The sequence below is a fragment of the Pseudomonas sp. NPDC089396 genome (genome assembly GCF_044749545.1).
Lineage (GTDB): Bacteria > Pseudomonadota > Gammaproteobacteria > Pseudomonadales > Pseudomonadaceae > Aquipseudomonas.
The window spans coordinates 351764-371181 of sequence record NZ_JBIVIC010000006.1; the positions used below are offsets into that span (position 1 = coordinate 351764).

12 protein-coding genes are annotated in these 19418 nt (G+C 64.5%); 3 read left to right on the forward strand and 9 right to left on the reverse strand.

Annotation, left to right across the window (positions count from 1 at the left end):
• Nucleotides 1–54: 54 nt before the first annotated feature.
• Nucleotides 55–3192, reverse strand: a complete 3138-nt coding sequence (locus tag ACIPZB_RS14070; RefSeq protein ID WP_400640808.1) for a transglycosylase domain-containing protein — start codon at nt 3190–3192, stop codon at nt 55–57.
• 391 nt (nt 3193–3583) lie between these two features.
• Here ACIPZB_RS14070 and ACIPZB_RS14075 point away from each other — a divergent pair, with 391 nt between their 5' ends.
• Nucleotides 3584–5002 (forward strand): amino acid permease, encoded by a 1419-nt coding sequence (locus ACIPZB_RS14075; protein WP_400640810.1) that lies wholly within the window; start codon nt 3584–3586, stop codon nt 5000–5002.
• 38 nt (nt 5003–5040) lie between these two features.
• Here ACIPZB_RS14075 and ACIPZB_RS14080 read toward each other — a convergent pair whose 3' ends face one another.
• On the reverse strand, nt 5041–6660 hold the full coding sequence (locus ACIPZB_RS14080) for an FMN-binding glutamate synthase family protein (RefSeq protein WP_400640812.1): 1620 nt from the start codon (nt 6658–6660) through the stop codon (nt 5041–5043).
• A gap of 102 nt (nt 6661–6762) precedes the next feature.
• Entirely contained in the window at nt 6763–11037 is a 4275-nt protein-coding gene (locus ACIPZB_RS14085) for a DEAD/DEAH box helicase (RefSeq protein ID WP_400640814.1), read from the reverse strand.
• 225 nt (nt 11038–11262) lie between these two features.
• On the opposite strand from ACIPZB_RS14085, the gene ACIPZB_RS14090 reads away from it, so the two are divergent.
• Entirely contained in the window at nt 11263–11676 is a 414-nt protein-coding gene (locus ACIPZB_RS14090; RefSeq protein WP_008094586.1) for an NUDIX domain-containing protein, read from the forward strand.
• Here the strand turns inward: ACIPZB_RS14090 and metR are convergent.
• On the reverse strand, nt 11660–12577 hold the full coding sequence (gene metR, locus ACIPZB_RS14095) for a transcriptional regulator MetR (RefSeq protein ID WP_400640816.1): 918 nt from the start codon (nt 12575–12577) through the stop codon (nt 11660–11662). The genes ACIPZB_RS14090 and metR overlap by 17 nt on opposite strands.
• 194 nt (nt 12578–12771) lie before the next feature.
• Between metR and ACIPZB_RS14100 the strand changes: the two genes are divergently transcribed.
• Complete coding sequence (locus tag ACIPZB_RS14100) at nt 12772–13767, forward strand: alpha/beta fold hydrolase (protein WP_400640818.1); 996 nt, start codon at nt 12772–12774, stop codon at nt 13765–13767.
• 175 nt (nt 13768–13942) lie between these two features.
• On the opposite strand, the gene ACIPZB_RS14105 is transcribed toward ACIPZB_RS14100, so the two are convergent.
• The 5 genes from ACIPZB_RS14105 to ACIPZB_RS14125 all read right to left on the reverse strand — a co-directional run bounded on the left by ACIPZB_RS14105 (nt 13943) and on the right by ACIPZB_RS14125 (nt 19391).
• Nucleotides 13943–15271 (reverse strand): sigma-54-dependent transcriptional regulator, encoded by a 1329-nt coding sequence (locus ACIPZB_RS14105; RefSeq protein WP_400640820.1) that lies wholly within the window; start codon nt 15269–15271, stop codon nt 13943–13945.
• A complete protein-coding gene (locus ACIPZB_RS14110) occupies nt 15268–17172 on the reverse strand; it encodes an ATP-binding protein (RefSeq protein ID WP_400640822.1) in 1905 nt (634 codons plus the stop codon). Before ACIPZB_RS14110 ends, ACIPZB_RS14105 begins: the two co-directional genes overlap by 4 nt.
• Before the next feature lie 69 nt (nt 17173–17241).
• Nucleotides 17242–17976 (reverse strand): amino acid ABC transporter ATP-binding protein, encoded by a 735-nt coding sequence (locus tag ACIPZB_RS14115; RefSeq protein WP_008094571.1) that lies wholly within the window; start codon nt 17974–17976, stop codon nt 17242–17244.
• Complete coding sequence (locus ACIPZB_RS14120; RefSeq protein WP_400640824.1) at nt 17973–18644, reverse strand: amino acid ABC transporter permease; 672 nt, start codon at nt 18642–18644, stop codon at nt 17973–17975. The genes ACIPZB_RS14115 and ACIPZB_RS14120 overlap by 4 nt, the downstream gene beginning before the upstream one ends.
• Entirely contained in the window at nt 18645–19391 is a 747-nt protein-coding gene (locus ACIPZB_RS14125; RefSeq protein ID WP_110636214.1) for an amino acid ABC transporter permease, read from the reverse strand.
• Nucleotides 19392–19418: the final 27 nt, after the last annotated feature.

Here is a 19418-nt window from a genome sequence, read left to right on the forward strand (position 1 = left end):
GATATTACTCAAGATATATCTAAAGACAAGCCTCTAAATGCGGATGATTATCATCTAAATATTCGATGGGTTTCCAGGCTGCATCGCCACCTGTGGCGGATTGCACGCATTGGGGTTGCCCGGCTCCAGGTATGGCATGAGGATCGGTGCCATACCTTTGAGCACTTGCACGGGCAGCGCCGAGGTGAACTTGAACGCTTCGGCGGAGCGCCCCGGCACGAATGCCGTGAGGGTGCCGAAGTGGTTGTCGCCGAGGAAGAACACGAAGGTCGCGGTTCGGTTCAGCGAGCGCGAACCGATCAGCCGGCCACCTGCGCCGAAACTCTCTATGCGGTTGTCGCCGGTACCGGTCTTGCCACCCATCACCAGCGGCGTACCGTCATGCAACTTGAAGCTGCCGGAGATCCGCCGCGCCGTACCGGCATCGACCACTTGCGACATGGCGCCCTTGAGCGCGCGGGCCACTTCCACCGGCAGAATCCGCTGGCCGCGGTCGGGGTCGCTGACCAGCTTGGTTTCATAAGGGGTGTCGGCGGCGAAGTGCAGGGTGTCGATGCGCAGGGTCGGCAGGCGCACCCCGTCGTTCTGGATGATCCCGACCAGCTCGGACAGCGCCGCCGGGCGGTCGCCCGAGCTGCCGATGGCGGTCGCCAGCGACGGCACCAGGTGATCGAACGGGTAGCCCACGCGTTTCCAGCGCTGGTGGATGTCGGTGAAGGCCTCGATTTCGACCATGGTGCGGATGCGGCTGTCACGGGCGCCCTGGTGGCGGCTCTTGAACAGCCAGCCATAGACTTCCTGGCGCTCGAAACGGCTGGCATTGACCATCTCGGTCAGCGTGGCGCTCGGGTTCTTCAGCAGGTAGCCGAGCAACCACAGGTCCAGCGGGTGCACCTTGGCGATATAGCCCTGATCCGGCAGGTCGTACTTGCCGGGGCCGTAGGCTTCGTACATTTCCGCCAGGCGGCCGTCGGTGAGTTTGCCCAGGGCGATCTTGTCGTCCTTGGTGTGCGCACGGACAAAGGCGTTGAAGGTTTCCTGCCCCGCTTCGGGGAACAGGTAACGGTGCACCGCCGCCAGGCGCTGCGGGGTCACGCGCATGCTGTCGAGGAAGGTGTCCAGGCGCTGCTGGGAGGTCTTGCGCTGGTACTTCTTCCAGAACCGCATCAGGTAGTTGGTGCCTTCCTTGTCGGCAAAGCGCGCCAGGTATTCCTGGCGGCGCGGGTCCGAATCGTCCTTGAGCAGCGGTACCCGATTGAACGGTTGCTGGTAGGTCACGTAACGCACCAGGTCACGCATCAGGCGAATGAACGGCAGGTTGATCGACTCGCGCAGGGCGATCTTGAGGGTCGGATTGCGGCTGTTGTCTTCCTTGCGGAAGTTATTGAACACATGCATACCGCCACCGGTGAAGAATGCTTCGCCGGTATTGGCCGAATACTTGCGCTCCAGCGCGGCGTCGAGCATGGCGTCCAGGCTCTGGTTCTTGCTGTTCTGCGCCAGCCATTCCAGCGACCACTGGGTGATGCGGTCGAGCTCGGCGACTTCGACCGTCTTCAGCTCGGCAGGGGTCTTGCCGGCGTACTTGTCATGCAGCTCGGCGATGATCTCCAGGTAGGTGGTGAGCACCCGCAGTTTGGCGGTCGAGCCCAGTTCCAGCTTGCTGCCTTCGTTGATGTCGAAGGGTTGGTCGGTGCTGTCGGTCTGCACCCGCACCCGCGAGCCGTCGGCGGTGCGCTCGAACAGGGTGAAGCTGTAGCGCACCTGGTCGGTGGTCTTGGTGGTCAGCAGGCGCTCGCCGATCAGCCCCATTTGCGCGGCGAACTCGGGGTCGGAAAGGTTCTTCAGGTACTGGCTGACCTGCATCTGCAGGTCAGCCTGCAGGGTGCTGGTAGCCGACACGTCGAGTCGATCGAGGTCGTACAGCGGGCGGTTGAGCATGGCGGCCAGGCGGTTGCGCGCCAGGCTGATGCCCTTGTTGGTGATGATCGGCACGATGGTCGGTTGCGCCACCCAGTCGCGGTACACCGCCTTGCTGGCCAGTGCCGCGTCGGCCAGCGGGCGGTCGATGATGTTGTTGGCGGCGAGCACGCGAATGTGTGAATCGGTGAGCTCGGCCAGTTCGACCCGGCCTTTGGACAAATAGTGTGAAGGGCGCCGCTGGGCAATCATCAAGGACAGCACCTGGCGCAGGGCCAGGCCGCGTGCGGCCAGGCTGTCCGGGTCGCTGGCGGTCGAAGTGAGGGCCTGGTTGACCTGGTCGAAATCGGCGCCGTACCACACCCGCAAGCCTTCGGCCATGCCGTGCACCTCGCCATGACCGGGCACCGCCGACAGCGGCACGCTGTTGAGGTAGTCACGCACGATGCGCTGGCGGGCTTCGGTGGTGTCCGGGCCGCCCTGGTAGGCGCGCACACTGGCGGAAATCATCTGGCGGATTTTCTCCGCACCCGACACGGTCAGGCCGTCGGGCGAGTGCCGGTACTTTTCCAGCTGGGTGGCCAGGGTGCTGCCGCCGGCGGACTGGCCGGGCAGGGCCAGGTACTTGGCCACCTGGCTGTAGGCGGCCTTGGCAAAGCGCGGCCAGTCCACTGCCGGGTTGTTCTTCGGGTCCTTGGGGTCCAGCAGGTCGCGGTTCTCGATGAACAGCAGGCTGTTGACCATCACCGGCGGGATCGCTGCGAAATTCGGGTACAGGTGCTGGGGGTAGTTGTACTGGTACAGCGTGTCGCCGCGGCAATCGGTGATCGCAAGGCCTGCCTGGATCTTCTCGATGTAAGGGGCGAACAGGCCGTGATCGACGTAGTTCATCAGGGCCGGTGAGAATTTCACCTGTTCGCTGATCAGGTAATCACGCTTGAGCAGACGGGGCAGGAATTCACCGAGCGCGCTGTAGCCCAGGCGCTTGTCGAACGGGCCTTCGCCCGGGTAGACGATGGCATCGCTGGGGCCTGGCTGCAACGAGTAGGTGAGGGTGGTGGCCAGCTTGCTGAATTCTCGCGACTGCAGCTCGGAGGTGCGGAATTCATCGTACGCGGCAAAGCCGATGGCGATGATCGCCACCAGCAGGATCAGCAGGAGCAGCCGCCACCAAAGCCGACGCTGACGGGGGGACTTTGGCTGTGGCGTCTCGGCCAGAGGTGTTTCGGGTGCTTCCGTTCTGGATGGTTCCGATTGCCACAGTGCGCCCATAGTCTTCTATCCGGCCAGGTTATTTCGTATTGCTTTGCCTGAAGCTTAGACGTTGACGGCAGGAGCTGAAAAATTTGTAGGAAGTGCAGAAAACAGATGTGGGATATGCGGCTTTGGTGTGGGTTTTTTCCTGCCGGGATGTTGCTAGGGTGACCGTACAGCGTGATCGGGCACATAGCTGCTCCCGATTTCTCGCCAAATTTATGAAGATTTACAGTGAAAAGCCCTACGTCGGGCTTCCTATACTGCTCGGCCCCTTCGCCCTGCCGGGCGCTCTACACCGGCATACGGGCCGGCCCACGAGGCCAGCCTGGCGAGCGAACGCCACGCCTATCGGCGGGCCGCCGCTGCACGAAGGTCATATCCAATAACAAAATGAGGTTGTATTGCTATGCCAGTCGGCAACCACCCTGCCCATGCAGAGACCGCCCAGGGCGGCCCTCTCAAGCGTGAACTGGGCGAACGGCACATCCGTCTGATGGCGCTGGGCGCCTGTATCGGTGTCGGTCTTTTCCTCGGTTCGGCCAAAGCCATTGAAATGGCCGGCCCGGCCATCATGTTTTCCTACATCATTGGCGGCCTGGCGATCCTGGTCATCATGCGCGCGCTCGGTGAAATGGCCGTGCACAACCCGGTCGCCGGCTCGTTCAGCAGCTACGCCCAAGACTACCTCGGCCCACTCGCGGGCTTTCTCACCGGCTGGAACTACTGGTTCCTGTGGCTGGTGACCTGCGTCGCGGAAATCACTGCCGTGGCCATCTACATGGGCATCTGGTTCCCTGACGTGCCACGCTGGATCTGGGCCCTGATGGCGCTGGGCAGCATGGGGGCGGTCAACCTGATCGCGGTCAAGGCGTTCGGCGAGTTCGAGTTCTGGTTCGCCCTGATCAAGATCGTCACCATCATCGCCATGGTCCTTGGCGGCATCGGCATCATTGCCTTTGGCTTCGGTAATGACGGCGTGGCGGTGGGCATTTCCAACCTGTGGAGCAACGGTGGCTTCATGCCCAACGGCGTGACCGGCGTGCTGATGTCGCTGCAGATGGTGATGTTCGCCTACCTGGGCGTGGAAATGATCGGCCTTACCGCCGGTGAAGCGCGCAACCCGCAGAAAACCATCCCGCAGGCCATCGGTTCGGTGTTCTGGCGCATCCTGCTGTTCTACGTGGGTGCACTGTTCGTGATCTTGTCGATCTACCCGTGGAACGAGATCGGCAGCCAGGGTAGCCCGTTCGTCATGACCTTCGAGCGCCTCGGCATCAAGACTGCCGCCGGCATCATCAACTTCGTGGTCATCACCGCGGCGCTGTCGTCGTGCAATGGCGGTATCTTCAGCACCGGGCGCATGCTCTACAGCCTGGCGCAGAACGGCCAGGCCCCGGCGGCCTTTGCCCGTACCTCGAAAAACGGCGTGCCACGCAATGCGCTGCTGCTGTCGATGGCTGCCTTGCTGCTGGGTGTACTGGCCAACTACCTGGTGCCGGAGAAAGTGTTCGTCTGGGTGACCTCGATCGCCACCTTCGGTGCGATCTGGACCTGGGTGATGATCCTGCTGGCCCAGCTGAAGTTCCGCGCCGGGCTGTCGAGCACCGAGCGCAAGGCCTTGAAGTACCGCATGTGGCTGTGGCCGCTGAGCTCATACCTGGCGCTGGCGTTCCTGGTGCTGGTGGTGGGCCTGATGGCGTACTTCGAGGATACCCGTGTGGCGCTGTACATCGGCCCGGCGTTCCTGGTGCTGCTGACGGCGTTGTACTACACGTTCCGCTTGGCACCGAAAGAGGTGCAAGGTGCGGTGAGCCGCGCTTGCTGATGTAAACATGTCGGGGCCGCTTTGCGGCCCCGACTCATTCAGGCCGCCACCTCACTGGATGGCTCGAAACTGTCCGCTCGCGCCATCTGCCACATACGCGAATAAAACGCCCCATCCACCTCGCCGGTCAGCAATTGGCCTGGCTTGAGAAACACGTGCATCTGCGAGAACAACTTGATCTCAGTGGCCGATACACGCCGCACCAGGTGCTTGGCTTCCAGCTGCGCCGGATGTTCAAGGCCCGCCGCGGCAAGCATCTCGGCCAGGGCGCGCAAAGTGTTGTGATGGAAATTCAGCACCCGCTGGGCCTTGTCCGGCACCACCAGCGCACGCTGGCGCAAGGGGTCCTGGGTGGCCACGCCGGTCGGGCACTTGTTGGTGTGGCAGCTTTGCGACTGGATGCAGCCGATGGCGAACATGAAGCCGCGTGCCGAGTTGGCCCAGTCCGCACCGATGGCCAGCACGCTGGCGATATCGAAGGCGCTGACGATCTTGCCGCTGGCGCCGAGCTTGATCTTGTCGCGCAGGTTCAGGCCAACCAGAGTGTTGTGCACGAACAGCAGGCCTTCGCGCAGCGGCACGCCGATGTGGTCGGTGAACTCCACCGGCGCTGCACCGGTACCCCCTTCCTTGCCATCGACGACAATGAAGTCGGGCAGGATGCCGGTTTCCAGCATGGCCTTGGCGATGCCCATGAATTCCCACGGATGGCCGAGGCAGAACTTGAAGCCCACCGGCTTGCCGCCCGACAGTTCGCGCAGCTGGGCGATGAACTGCATCATCTCGATGGGCGTGGAGAAGGCGCTGTGGCGTGACGGCGAGATGCAATCCTCGCCCATCAGCACGCCGCGGGTGTCGGCGATCTCCTGGGTCACCTTGTGCTTGGGCAGTATGCCGCCGTGGCCGGGTTTGGCGCCCTGGCTCATCTTGACCTCGATCATCCGCACCTGCGGGGTGCTCGCCTGGGCAGCGAAGCGCTCGGGGTCGAAGCGGCCGTCTGCCGTGCGACAGCCGAAGTAGCCGCTGCCCAGCTCCCAGACCAGATCGCCGCCATGTTCACGGTGATAGGGGCTGATGCTGCCTTCGCCGGTGTCATGGTGGAAATTGCCCAGCTTGGCACCCTGGTTCAGCGCGCGGATGGCATTGGCACTGAGCGAGCCGAAGCTCATGGCCGAGATGTTGAAGATCGATGCCGAGTACGGCTGGCGGCACTGCGGGCCACCGATGAGGGTGCGGAAGCTCGCAGGGTCGGCCAGCGGTGCAGGGCGCATGGAGTGGCCGATGAATTCGAAGCCGGACTGATACACGTCGATCAGGGTGCCGAAGGGCTTGTCCGAAGCCTCGTTCTTGGCGCGCGCATAGACCAGCGAACGCTGGGCACGGGAAAAGGGCAGGGCATCGCTGTCGGCTTCCAGCAGGTACTGGCGGATTTCCGGGCGGATGCCTTCGACCAGATAGCGAATGTTGCCAAGGATCGGGTAGTTGCGGCGTACCGCGTGGCGTTGCTGCAGCAGGTCGAACACGCCGATCAGGCTGAGCAGCGCGGTGGTCAGGGTGAATGGCCACAGCCATTCGTGATGAAGAAACGGCAGGCTCGCCAGGGTGAACAGTACACAAGCGGCGAAAAAGGCGTAGCGGCTGAGAAGTGACAGGCTCATACGGGGTCCTTGCGATGGCTCGGTCAGGCTCAGGGGCCTGGAACAAACCCCGACCATAGCCCGGTTGCGCGGTGCTGAAAATGAAAATTGGGGTAACAAAAATCATTCGCGCAAGAGTTTTTGCCGCCAACTTTCCTGCTCGGCGGCCGGCGCCTCGACCAGGTAGCTGTAGCGCCCGGCGATGCGCATGGCCACTGGCACCCCATCGCGGTAGAGCAAGCGGTTGCCGCTGACGGCGGGTACTTTCGCCCCAGGCAGTAGTGACCCCACCAGGTTCAGCGGGTCGCTGGCGCTGACCACCACCAGCGCACCTTCCAACGCTCGCCGCCGTACCTGCCTGAGCAGGCCGACCGCCTCGGGCAAGGCGAACTGCTCCCCCGCCAGTCCGGCGATGAAGCGCCCGCCGCGAATCTCGCCGCGCGCCTCCAGGCGGTGATAGCAACGCAGCAACTCGCGCCAGGGCGGCAGCACATCGCTTTCGCGCTCCAGCAGCCGCCAGCACATCACCCCGTAGCGCCTCAGCAGGGCGCGGGCGATGTGCTCCAGGCGCTCGCTGTCATCTGCGTTGCCGCTGCCCTTGCGCAGTAATGCCCAGCGCCCGGCATGGGCCATGTTGCTCGACAGCGGCGGGTGGCCACGCCGGCTGTTGCGCGAGGTGCGCTTCGCCGCCGGGGTGATCAGGCTGCGCAAGCCGATGAAGCTGTCGGCCCCCACCAGCCCTGCGCCCACCAGTGCCTGGAGTGCGGTTTCCAGTTCGCTGGGCAACAGGTGGGCATCCTGCGCCAGTTCATCGAAGAACAATGCCCCTTGTGCCTGCAGCACTTCATGCACCCGTTGCGCGCGCAGGCCGAGGGTGTCCACGGCTGTGGCCGGCGCCAGGCTGCGCCAGGTGCCGAGGTTTTCACGGGGCAGCAGCACCAACGGGGTACTGGACAAGGTATTGCTGGCCGCCGTCGCTGCCAGCCGGCTCCAGGCGAACTGCCCGCTGCGGCACGCGTCATCGAGCCAGTGCGGGCTGTAGTCGGCGATTCGTGCTGGCAGCAGCTCTGCTTCCCAGGCCGCCGCCGCGCTGGGGAAACCCTGCAACTGGCCAAGTACCTCAGTCACGGCCAGCGGGCCGCGCAGGCGCTCGCCCGGTGCCAGGTGCTGCCAGTCGAACAGAAAGCGCATGAAGTCCTGCAGGCTGACCGGCTCGATTTCCCGGCGCAGGCGCTTGACCGTGTAGCGGTGGATGCGCGCCAGCAGGTGCCGTTCGCACCACTGCGGCGCGTGCTGGCCCGGACTGAAGTGGCCGCGCAACACATACCCTTCGGCCTCCAGCCGGGCCAGGGCCTGCTCGACGGCCGCCAGAGGCTTGCCCAGGGGGCCGGCGATCTGCACCAAGTTCAGGGGACCATGGCCGCTCAGGCGGGCGCGCAGCAGCTCGCCGAGGGCGCTGTCCGGGTCGATGACCTGGTCGAACCCGGGCAGTATGTCGAGGGCAGGTGCCGTGGGCGCATGCGGGTACAGCGCGTGCAGCACGTTCATCCGTTCGCGGGCCAGCCAGAGCTGTTGCGTGGGCAACTGCAACGCCCGCCCGGCCTTGGCCAGCTGACGCAGCAGCAGGTCCCAACTGGCGTTGGCATGCACTTCGGGTTGGCTGATGGCACCCAGGCTCATCAACGCTTCGTGCATTTCGTCGGCATTGCCCGGTTGCGGCCACGCTTCGGCCTCGACGGCAGCAATGGCGTCGGCGTCCAGCGCACCGAGGTCATCGCTGCTCTGCACCGGGTTCCAGCGCCGGTTCAGCACCGCCTGGGTACGGCGCTCTTCCAGCGGGGCGTCATCGAGAAAGGCATAGGGCCTGGCATTGAGGATGGCCGAGGCCAGCGCTGAAGGGGCCGGCAGGTCGCGGCAGAGCAAGCGCACCTGGCCGTGCTCCATGCGCCTGAGCAGGGCCAGCCAGCCTTCGCAGTCCATGGCTTCGTGCAGGCAGTCGTCGAGGGTCTGCTCGACCAGCGGGTGATCGGGGATCTGCCGTTCACCGGCGATGTTTTCCAGGCAGGCGATCTGGTCGGGGAACACGGCGGCAATCAAGTCCTCGCTCTTCATCCGCTGGATCTGTGGGGCCACCTTGCGCCCGCCTACGAAGCGCGGCAGGGCCATGGCCACGGCGGCGTTCCAGCGCCAGCGCACACCGAACAGCGGGGCGTCGAGCAGGGCCTGGATGAGGATCTGCTCGGCGCTGCGGCTGGACAGGTAACGCCAGACTTCGTCCAGTTCGAAGCTGTGGCTGGTGGACAGCGACAGCACGATGGCGTCCTCGCTGGCCGCCGCCTGCAATTCGAAGTTGAAGGTGCGGCAGAAGCGCTTGCGCAAGGCCAGGCCCCAGGCGCGGTTGATGCGGCTGCCGTAGGGCGAATGAATGATCAGCTGGGTGCCGCCGGACTCATCGAAAAAGCGCTCCATCACCAGGGTTTGCTGCGAGGGCAGGGCGCCCAGCACTTCACGGGTACGGCCCAGGTAGTCGAGCAACTGGCTGGCAATGGCTTCGTCCAGTTCGAAGGTGCTCTGCAACCACTGCAAAACCTGGGTGAAATCGCCATCGCTCAGCCCAAGCTGCTCGTCAATGCGGGCCTGCAGGCGGGCTACCGCGGCAGACAGTTCATCGCTGCGCCCCGGCGCTTCACCGAGCCAGAACGGTAGGGTCGGCGGCAGGCCATGGGCGTCTTCGACCCGCACCCGGCCCGGTTCGACCCGCAGGATGCGGTAGGACGCATTGCCCAGCTGGAAGATGTCGCCGGCAATGCTCTCCACGGCGAAGTCTTCGTTGACGCTGCCGATGTTCAGCGCCTGGGGTTCGAGGAGCACCGTGTAGTCGGCGGTCTCGGGGATGGTGCCGCCACTGGTCAGTGCCGTCAGCTGGCTACCCCGGCGCCCGCGCAAGGCGCCGCTGACAGCATCGCGGTGCAGGTAGGCGCTGCGGATCCCCAGGCGGCCGTTGTAGCCTTCGGCGAGCATGCGCAGCAGCGCCTGGTAGTGGTCCGGGTCGAGTTCGGCGTAGGGGGTTGCCTGGCGCAGGCAGTCGAACAGGGCCTGTTCCTGCCAGGTTTGATTGCTGGCCTCGGCAACGATCTGCTGGGCCAGCACATCCAAGGGAGCCTTGGGGATGTGCAGCTCGTCGAGTTCGCCCTGGCGGATGCAGTCGAGCAAGGCCACACATTCGATCAAATCATCCCGCGAGGTGGCGAACAGTCGCCCTTTGGGCACGCCTTCAACCTGGTGACCGGAGCGTCCGACACGTTGCAGGAAGGCGGCGATCGAGCCTGGCGAGGCGATCTGGCAGACCAGGTCGACATCACCGATGTCGATGCCCAGCTCCAGCGAGGCGGTGGCGACAAGCACCTGCAAGTCCCCGTTCTTCAGGCGTTGCTCGGCATCCAGGCGCAGCTCCTTGGCCAGGCTGCCGTGGTGCGCGGCTACCGCTTCCTTGCCCAGGCGGTCACTGAGGTGGCGGGTCAGGCGTTCGGCCAGGCGCCGGGTGTTGACGAACACCAGCGTGGTGCGATGCTGCCGGGCCAGGGCGGCCAGGCGGTCGTAGACCAGGCCCCAGACGTCGGTGGCCATCACCGCGCCGAGCGCCACGGGTGGCACCTCGATGGCCAGGTCACGCTGGCGCGCATGGCCGATATCGATGATCGCGCAGGGGCGCTGGTGGCCGACTAGAAACTGCGCTACTCGCTCCACCGGGCGTTGGGTGGCAGACAGGCCGATACGCCGCAGCGGACGCCCGCACAGCGCCTGCAGGCGCTCCAGGGTCAGTGCCAGATGGGCACCGCGCTTGTTGCCGGCCAGGGCGTGAATCTCGTCGACGATCACTGTGTGTACGCTGGCCAGGCCTTCGCGGCCCGAGGCCGAGCCCATCAACACGTACAGCGATTCGGGTGTGGTCACCAGAATGTGCGGGGCCAGCTTGCGCATGGCCGCCCGTTCCTTCTGCGGGGTATCGCCGGTGCGCACGGCGGTGGTGATGCGCGGTGCCTTCAGGCCCTGCGCTTCGAGGACTTGGCTGATGCCCTCGAGTGGGGCCTGAAGGTTCAGGCGGATGTCGTTGGACAGCGCCTTGAGTGGAGAAACGTAGATCACCTGGGTTTGTGCCGGCAGCTCGCCGTGGTGCTCCAGGCCTTGGCGGAACAGCTCGTCGAGCACGGCAAGGAAGGCGCTGAGGGTCTTGCCCGAACCGGTCGGCGCGGCGAGCAGCATCGACTGGCCGGCATGGATCAGCGGCCAGGCACGGGCCTGGGCGTCGGTGACGGTGGCGAACTGGCGACGGAACCAGGTGCCGACGGCAGGGTGGAACAGCTCGAGCACCGGGTGCTGGTGGGCTGGCAGGTTCATGCCTTGGTTATGGCGGGTAGTGGGCGGCTTGGCAAGGGGCCGTTCGTCTGCTCCGGCCTTATCGCCGGCAAGCCGGCTCCCACAGGGATCTCCACAGATATTCAGCCTTGTGCAGTACCTGTGGGAGCCGGCTAGCCGGCGATTGGGCCGGTGCAGACAGCAGTATCCTTGTCAGGCCAGGGAGCCTATGGGATTCTCCCTCCCTTTGCCCGCGAGCCCCACCCCATGCCCAACATCATCCGCATCGCCGCCGCCCTGCTCATCGACCCCCAAGGCCGCACCTTGCTGGTACGCAAACGCGGCACCCAAGCCTTCATGCAGCCGGGTGGCAAGATCGATGCGGGGGAAACGCCGGTGGCTGCCCTGGTGCGCGAACTGCACGAAGAACTGGGCCTGCACATCGACCCGGCGCAAGCCATCCCCCTGGGCCAGTTCAGTGCCCCGGCAGCCAACGAACCGGGCTTCGAAGTGCAGGCTCAGCTCTTCAGGGTCGACTGTGCCGAGGCCGTGACCCCGGCAGCGGAAATCGAAGAGGTGGTGTGGCTGGCCGCCGATCAGGCGCCTGCGCTGGAGCTGGCGCCGCTGACCCGCGACCTGATCCTGCCGCTGTATCGCCAGGCCGTCAGCGTACCGCGCTAACCCCATCGAGGGTGGCGAACGAGGTGTCCTTGGCGGTCAGCAGGAAGTCGCGCATGTACGGCGCATCGAGCATGTCGGTGCGCACTGCAGCATACAGCGTGGCGAACAAGCCCTTCTCGCCCAGGCGCTTGCCCTTCACGTAACCGCGCGAGCTGTATTCGTGCAACGCCCAGTGGGGCATACCGCAGACGCCACGGCCGCTGGCCACCAGCTGCATCATCATCACCGTCAGCTCCGAGGTGCGCACGACCGCCGGTTCGATGTCGGCAGGTTCCAGGAAGCGGGTGAAGATATCCAGTCGATCACGCTCCACCGGGTAGGTGATCAGGGTCTGGTCGATCAGGTCCTGCGGCACGATGTAGGGCTTGCTGGCCAGCGGGTGCTGGTTGGCCACGGCGAGCATGGCTTCGTAGGTGAACAGCGGCACGTAGGTGATGCCCGACAGGTCCACGGGGTCGGAGGTCACTACCAGGTCGAGGTCGCCACGGGCCAAGGCGGGTAATGGCGCGAAGGCGAAACCCGAAGCCAGGTCCAGCTCCACTTCCGGCCAGGCATCGCGGAACTGGTCGATGGTCGGCATCAGCCACTGGAAGCAGCTGTGGCACTCGATGGCCATGTGCAGGCGCCCGGCCGTACCACCGGCCAGGCGGGCGACGTCACGCTCGGCACCACGTAGCAGCGGCAAGGTGGCGTCGGCCAGCTGCAGCAGACGCAGCCCGGCGCTGGTGAAGCGAATCGGCTTGGTCTTGCGCACGAACAGGGGCAGGCCCAGGCGCTCTTCCAGCTCCTTGAACTGGTGCGACAGCGCCGATTGCGTCAGGTGCAAGCGTTCGGCGGCCTCCACCAGGCTATCGGCCTCGCGCAGGGCATGAAGGGTTTTCAGGTGGCGGATCTCCAGCACAGCAGACTCCGAGAGAAAATTTGAGGAGACAGGGATTAAGTTGAGTTTCTCTCATGTTGCCCCTCACTGTCGACTGAACCTTGGATCAACCGCTGGGCAGGGTTCATCAAACTGTCACCGAACTGTGGCAGCGCGCTTGAATGAAAGTCATCAGACTCGCGCTCTACTGGGGATCTGCATTCTGGTTTTCTTACATGCGCGTTTTTTGGGTCATTTTCTTTTTCGTGTTCAGCGTGTCGGCCAGCTTCGCCGACAATCGCTGCAATGCCCAAGTGCCGGTGCAAAGGGCCGACATCGGCGAACTGAGCCTGGTCTACCAGAGCGTCGGGGCGCCGCGTGATCCGCCCTTGTTGCTGGTCATGGGCCTGGGCGGCCAACTCATTCACTGGCCGGACGACGTGGTCGAGGCGTTGTGCCGTCAGGGCTTTCGGGTTATCCGTTACGACAACCGCGATGTCGGCCTGTCACGCTGGAACCAGCTGCCGCCCACGGCCAACCTGACGGTTCAGGTGCTGCGCTACAAGCTGGGCTTGCCGGTTACCGCGCCCTACACGCTGACCGACATGGCAGGTGATGGTTTGCGTCTGATGGACGCCATGGGCATTCGTCAATTCCATGTGCTGGGCGTCAGCATGGGCGGAATGATCGCCCAGCACTTGGCGGCGATGGCGCCGGAACGGGTGCGCAGCCTGACGCTGGTGATGTCCAGCTCTGGCGCGGCAGGCCTGCCGGCGCCGGACCCTGCCCTGGTGCAGCTGTTGGCTCGGCGTAGTGCGCCCAATCGCGAGGTGGCGATCGAGCAGCAGGCTGACTTGCTGGCGGCATTGGGCAGCCCGCAGGTGCATGATGATCGGGCCGCTTTGTTGCAGCAGGCTGCAGCGGCCTATGACCGTGCGTTCAACCCCGAGGGTGCCAAGCGCCAGATCATGGCGATCCTTGCCGAGCCCAGCCGGGTTGAGTTGCTCAACCAACTGCGCGTGCCGACACTGGTGGTGCACGGCACGGCCGATCCGTTGTTGCCGGTGATGCATGGGGTGCACCTGGCAGCGCATATCCAGGGTAGCCAGCTACGGCTGATTCCGGGGTTGGCGCATCGCTTCCAGGAGCCGTTCAAGGCGCCGTTGCTGGGGGCGGTGTTGCCTTACCTGCAAGCGCACCGGCAGGACGTGACGCATATCGCCGGCCTGTAGGGGCTCAGATCGAGAAGCTTGCGCCAACTCCTGTGGGAGCCGGCTTGCCGGCGATAGGGCCCGCACAGGTGACAGCGTCGTGCCTGTCCCGGCCTCATCGCCGGCAAGCCGGCTCCCACAGCAATCGCGTCAGTTTCTGGAAATTGAGCAAGACAGTTGCGGGCCTTTGCCGATCTCAGCCCAGGCCGTATTTCTTCACCTTGTCGAACAACGTGGTCTTGGCCATCCCCAGTTCCTGGCTGGCCTGGCTGAGATTGCCGCCGGTACGCTGCAAGGCGTCGCTGAGCAGATTGCGCTCGAAGGCTTCCACCGCTTCGGCAAAGCCCAACCCTTGGCTGGCGCCACCACTCGGGCCCTTCTTGAAGGCAGGCAGGCCCAAGGCGAAGCGTTCGGCAACGTTGCGCAGCTCGCGCACGTTCCCTGGCCAGTCGTGGGACATCAGCCGCGAAAGGGTCTGGCTGTCCAGTTGCGGCAACTCCCGATCAAAGCGCAACGCCGATTGCTGCAGGAAGTGCTCGAACAACTGGCGAATGTCTTCGCGGCGCTCGCGCAGGGGTGGCAATTCCAGGGTGACCACGTTCAGCCGGTAGTAGAGGTCGCTGCGGAACTGGCCGCTCTGGCCCAGGCTGGCCAGGTCGGCTTTGGTCGCGGCGATCACTCGGCAGTCCACCGGGATGCTCTGGTTCGAGCCCAAACGCTCCAGGGTGCGCTCCTGGAGTACGCGCAGCAGCTTGATCTGCAAGTTGATTGGCATGCTCTCGACCTCGTCGAGGAACAGTGTGCCGCCATTGGCATGCTCGATCTTGCCAATGCGGCGCTTGCCGGCGCCGGTGAAGGCATTGGCTTCGTGGCCGAAAATTTCGCTCTCGAACAGGTTCTCCGGCAGCCCGCCGCAGTTCAGCGCGACGAAAGGCTGGCCCTGGCGTCGGCTGAAATCATGCAGGCAGCGTGCGACAAGCTCCTTGCCCGTACCGGTTTCGCCTTCGATCAGTACGTTGGCCGATGTGTCGGCCACGTTGGTGATCAGTTCGCGCAAGTGTTCCATGGCCGGCGAGCGGCCAATGATGCGCCCCTCCAGGCTGCTCTGCTCGGCCAGCTGGCGGCGCAGGGCAAACACCTCGCGGGACAGGCCGCGTTGTTCCAGGGCTCGCCTGACCACTTCGACCAGGCGTTCTGGCGAGAAGGGTTTTTCCATGAAGTCGTAGGCGCCGTTGCGCATGGCGCCGACGGCCATGTCGATATCGCCGTGGCCGGTGATCAACACCACGGGCAGGCTGCGGTCACGGGCCTTGAGGCGGTTGAGCAGTTCCAGGCCGTCGATGCCTGGCAGGCGAATGTCGCTGACGACGATACCGGCGAAGTCATCACCGATGCGCTCAAGGGCCTGCTCGGCGCTGCCGACCCCTTCGCAGGCGATGTCTTCCAGGGCCAGGGCTTGCTGGCAGCCGAGCAGCACATGCGGGTCGTCTTCGACGATCAGGACAGTAAGGGGTGCTGGGTTCATGGATGATCTGCCGTTTCGCTAGGGGGCGTGACCAGGCGCAGGGCCAGGACGAAGGCGGTTCCGCCGTTGGCGGGGTGCTCGACGTTCAGGCTGCCCTTGGCGGCGGCGGCGAGGCTCGCCGACAGGGTCAGGCCCAGGCCCAGGCCGTGTTCGCCGGGTTTGGTGGTGAAGAAGGGTTCGAACAGGTGCTTGCGCGCCTCGGCGTCGATACCGTGGCCATTATCGCGTACCCGCAGGCGATACTTGTCGCCTTGCAGCTCACCTTCGAGCCACAGCTCAGGCAGCGGCTGGGAGGCCATGGCATCGAGGGCGTTGCCGATCAGGTTGACCAGGATCTGCTCCAGGCGCGTCTGGTCGATGGCCAGTTGGTGGTCCTCGAACTGGCTGTGCAGTTGCAGGTGGCAGGCGCTGATTCGGTTGGCAAGCACCTGCAGCGTGGCGTCGACGGCCTTGGCCAGCGATGCCTGGCCGGTGTCGTCGCCGCGTCGGGCAAACGAGCGCAGGCTGGCGGTGATGCGGCCCATGCGGTCGATCAGGTCGTTCATGGTGCGCAGGTTGGTGCTGGCGGTTTCCAGCGCGCCACGTTCGAGGAAGCGCACCGTGTTGCCGGACAAGGTGCGCAGTGCCGCCAGCGGCTGGTTGAGTTCGTGGGCGATGCTGGTGGACATCTGCCCGATGGCCGCCAGTTTGCCGGCTTGCACCAGTTCGTCCTGGGCGTGGCGCAAGGTCTGTTCGGCGTGCCGACGTTCGCGGATCTGGCCCTTGAGCCGTTCGTTACTGGCGCGCAGGTCGGCGGTCCGGTCGGCGATGCGCCGCTCCAACTGGCTGTTGGCTTCTTCCAGCGCTTCGCGGGCGGCCAAGCGGGTGGCGACCACCTTGCGCCGCTCGTTCCAGGCGATGCCGAGGATCGCCAGCAAGGCGAACGCCACGCCCACCAGAATGCCTTGCACCATCGACTCGCGGCGCAGGTCCTGTAAAGGCGTGAGCAAGGTGAAATGCCACGGCGTATCGACCAGCCGCCGCGTTTGTGCCAGGTAGGCCACCTCACGGGGCTTGCCCTGGGCGGTTTCGCTGTTGGCCGGGAACGTGAGCTTTTCCACGCCATCGGCCAGGGTCTCGCGGGCCAGGGGCTGCAACTCGTTGAGTGGCCACCAGTAGTATTGCAGGCTGCGCGCCAGGCGCTCCTTGATCTGGGGGGTTAGCGGGCGTACCGATTTCAGCCGCCGCGCCGGGTCGCTGGACAGGATGATGATGCCGTTCTCGTCGCTGACGAAGGCTTCCAGGCGCGCCCGTTGCCAGCGTTCCTCCAGGGTGTCCAGGCGCACTTTGATCACCGCCACGCCGATGATCTTGCCGTGCTCTTCCAGGCCATGGGCCAGGAAGTAGCCGGCTTCGCCGGTGGTGCTGCCGATGCCGTAGAAGCGCCCGGGTTCGCCGCGCACGGCGTTCTGGAAGTAGGCCCGGAACGACAGGTCCTCACCGAGGAACGAGTCGGCATCGCGCCAGTTGCTGGTGGCTTGTACGCGGCCGTTGGTATCCAGGACGAAGATCGCCCGGCTGCGGCTGCGCCGGTTCAGGCCTTCGAGGTATTCGTTGACGACTTGCCGGTTGGCACCGTCGGGGTCGGTGAGCAGCTGAGACACGCTGTCTTCCAGCTCCAGCAGGCTCGGCAGGTAGGTGTATTTGCTGATTTCGCTCTCGACCGTGCGCGCGTGCAGCTCCAGCTGGCGTTCGCCGTTTTCGCTGAGGGTGCGGATGCCGTTGCTTTCGCTGATCAGGTAGCCGGCCAGGCCCAGGCCGACCATCAGCAGGATGACCAGTGGCGGCAGCAGCAATTGACGGATCAGGCGGGATTTCACGGCAGGTTTGGCAGGGCGAAGAAGCGAGGGGTCGCATTTCATCACAGTGGCCTTGTCACGACCAGCGTCCGCTGCCCGATGAATGCAGGGGCAGCGGACACTGTGGCCGACTTAGTGTTGCAGGATCTTGCTGAGGAAGTGCTGGGTGCGCTGGTCGCGGGCGTTCTGGTCACCGAAGAACTCTTCCTTGGTGCAGTCTTCGATGATGCTGCCCTTGTCCATGAAGATGACCCGGTTGGCGACCTTGCGGGCAAAGCCCATCTCGTGGGTCACGCACATCATGGTCATGCCTTCGTGGGCCAGCTGAACCATTACGTCCAGTACCTCGCTGACCATTTCCGGGTCCAGCGCCGAGGTGGGTTCGTCGAACAGCATGACGATCGGGTCCATTGCCAGGGCACGGGCGATCGCCACACGCTGCTGCTGGCCGCCGGAGAGCTGGCCAGGGTGCTTCTTGGCATGCGCGCTGAGGCCGACGCGGTCGAGCAAGGCCAGGCCCTTCTTGGAGGCTTCCGCCTCGCTGCGGCCCAGCACCTTGCGCTGGGCGATGGTCAGGTTCTCGGTGATGGTCAGGTGCGGGAACAGCTCGAAATGCTGGAACACCATGCCCACCCGCGAGCGCAGTTTCGGCAGGTTGGTCTTCGGGTCGGCAATCGAGGTGCCATCGACCACGATGTCACCCTTCTGGAAGGGTTCCAGGGCGTTGACGCACTTGATCAGGGTGGACTTGCCCGAGCCCGACGGGCCGCAGACCACCACCACCTCGCCCTTCTTGACCTCGGTGCTGCAGTCGGTCAGTACCTGGAAGTCGCCGTACCACTTGTTGACGTTCTTGATGGAAATCATACGGTGATCCTTTTTTGCAGGCGCTTGACCAGCCACGAAGCGGAGAAGCTGACGAGGAAGTAGACGATCCCGGCGAAGATCAGGAACTCATGGGAGCGCCCGATGATGTCGCCGTTGGAGCGTGCCGAGTTGAGGAAGTCCACCAGGCCCACGGTGTACACCAGCGAGGTGTCCTGGAACAGGATGATGCTCTGCTGCAGCAGCAGCGGGGTCATCTTGCGGAAGGCCTGGGGCAGGATGATCAGGCGCATGGTTTGTGCGTAGTTCATGCCCAGCGCTTGCGCGGCGCCCATCTGCCCTTTGGAGATCGACTGCACACCGGCGCGGACGATTTCGCAGAAGTACGCGGCCTCGAACATCATGAAGGCGACCACGCAGGAGGTGAACGCGCCCACCGGGGTGTCCTCGCCGGTGATCCAGCGCAGCACGAACGGAACCGCCAGGTAGAACCAGGTGATCACCAGCAGCAGAGGGATCGACCGGAAGTAGTTGACGTAGGCACCTGCCAGCCGCGACAGCAGCTTGCTCGACGACAGGCGCATCAGCGCCAGGATGGTGCCCAGCACGATACCGCCGACCACGCCCATGACCATCAGCTTGAGGGTCATCAGCATGCCTTCCCAGAGGGCAGGCAGGGCCGGGATGATTTCGCTGAAATCCATTTCCATTTACTTGCCCCCCACGGAAATCAGGCCCGGCACGGCGACTTTCTTCTCGACCATGCGCATGAGCAGCATCAGGCCCATGTTCAGGGTGAAGTAGATCAGCGTGGCCAGGGTGAATGCCTCAAACAGGTTGGCGGAAAACTCGGCGGTCTGCTTGGTCTGCGCCAGCAGTTCCATCAGGCCGATCAGCGATGCCACTGACGAGTTCTTGAACACGTTGAGGAACTCGGAGGTAAGCGGCGGAATGATGATCCGGTAGGCCTGTGGCAGCAGCACGTTGTTGTAGATCTGCGGCAGGCTGAAGCCCATGGCGCGGGCGGCGGCTTCCTGGCCCCGCGGCAGCGCCTGGATACCGGTGCGCACCTGCTCGCAGACGCGGGCAGCGGTGAACAGACCCAGACAGATGACCACGCTGATCAACGCCGAAGTCGTCGGGTTGAGGTCCTGCTTGAACCATTCCTGCAGGCCTTCGGGCAGCAGGTCCGGTACCAGGAAGTACCAGACGAACAGCTGCACCAGCAGCGGCACGTTGCGGAACAGTTCCACATAGGCAGTGGCGATGCCCGATACCAGGCGATTCGGCACGGTACGCATGACGCCGAGCACCGACCCCAGCAGCAAGGCGATGATCCAGGCGGAAATGGCGATGGCGATGGTCCAGCCCAGGCCGGTGATGTACCAGTCCAGATAGGTTTCGCTGCCCACGCCGGTGGACTTGAAGAACACGCCCCAGTCCCAGTTGTAATTCATCGGGATTTCCCCTCAGACGGTTGTTTC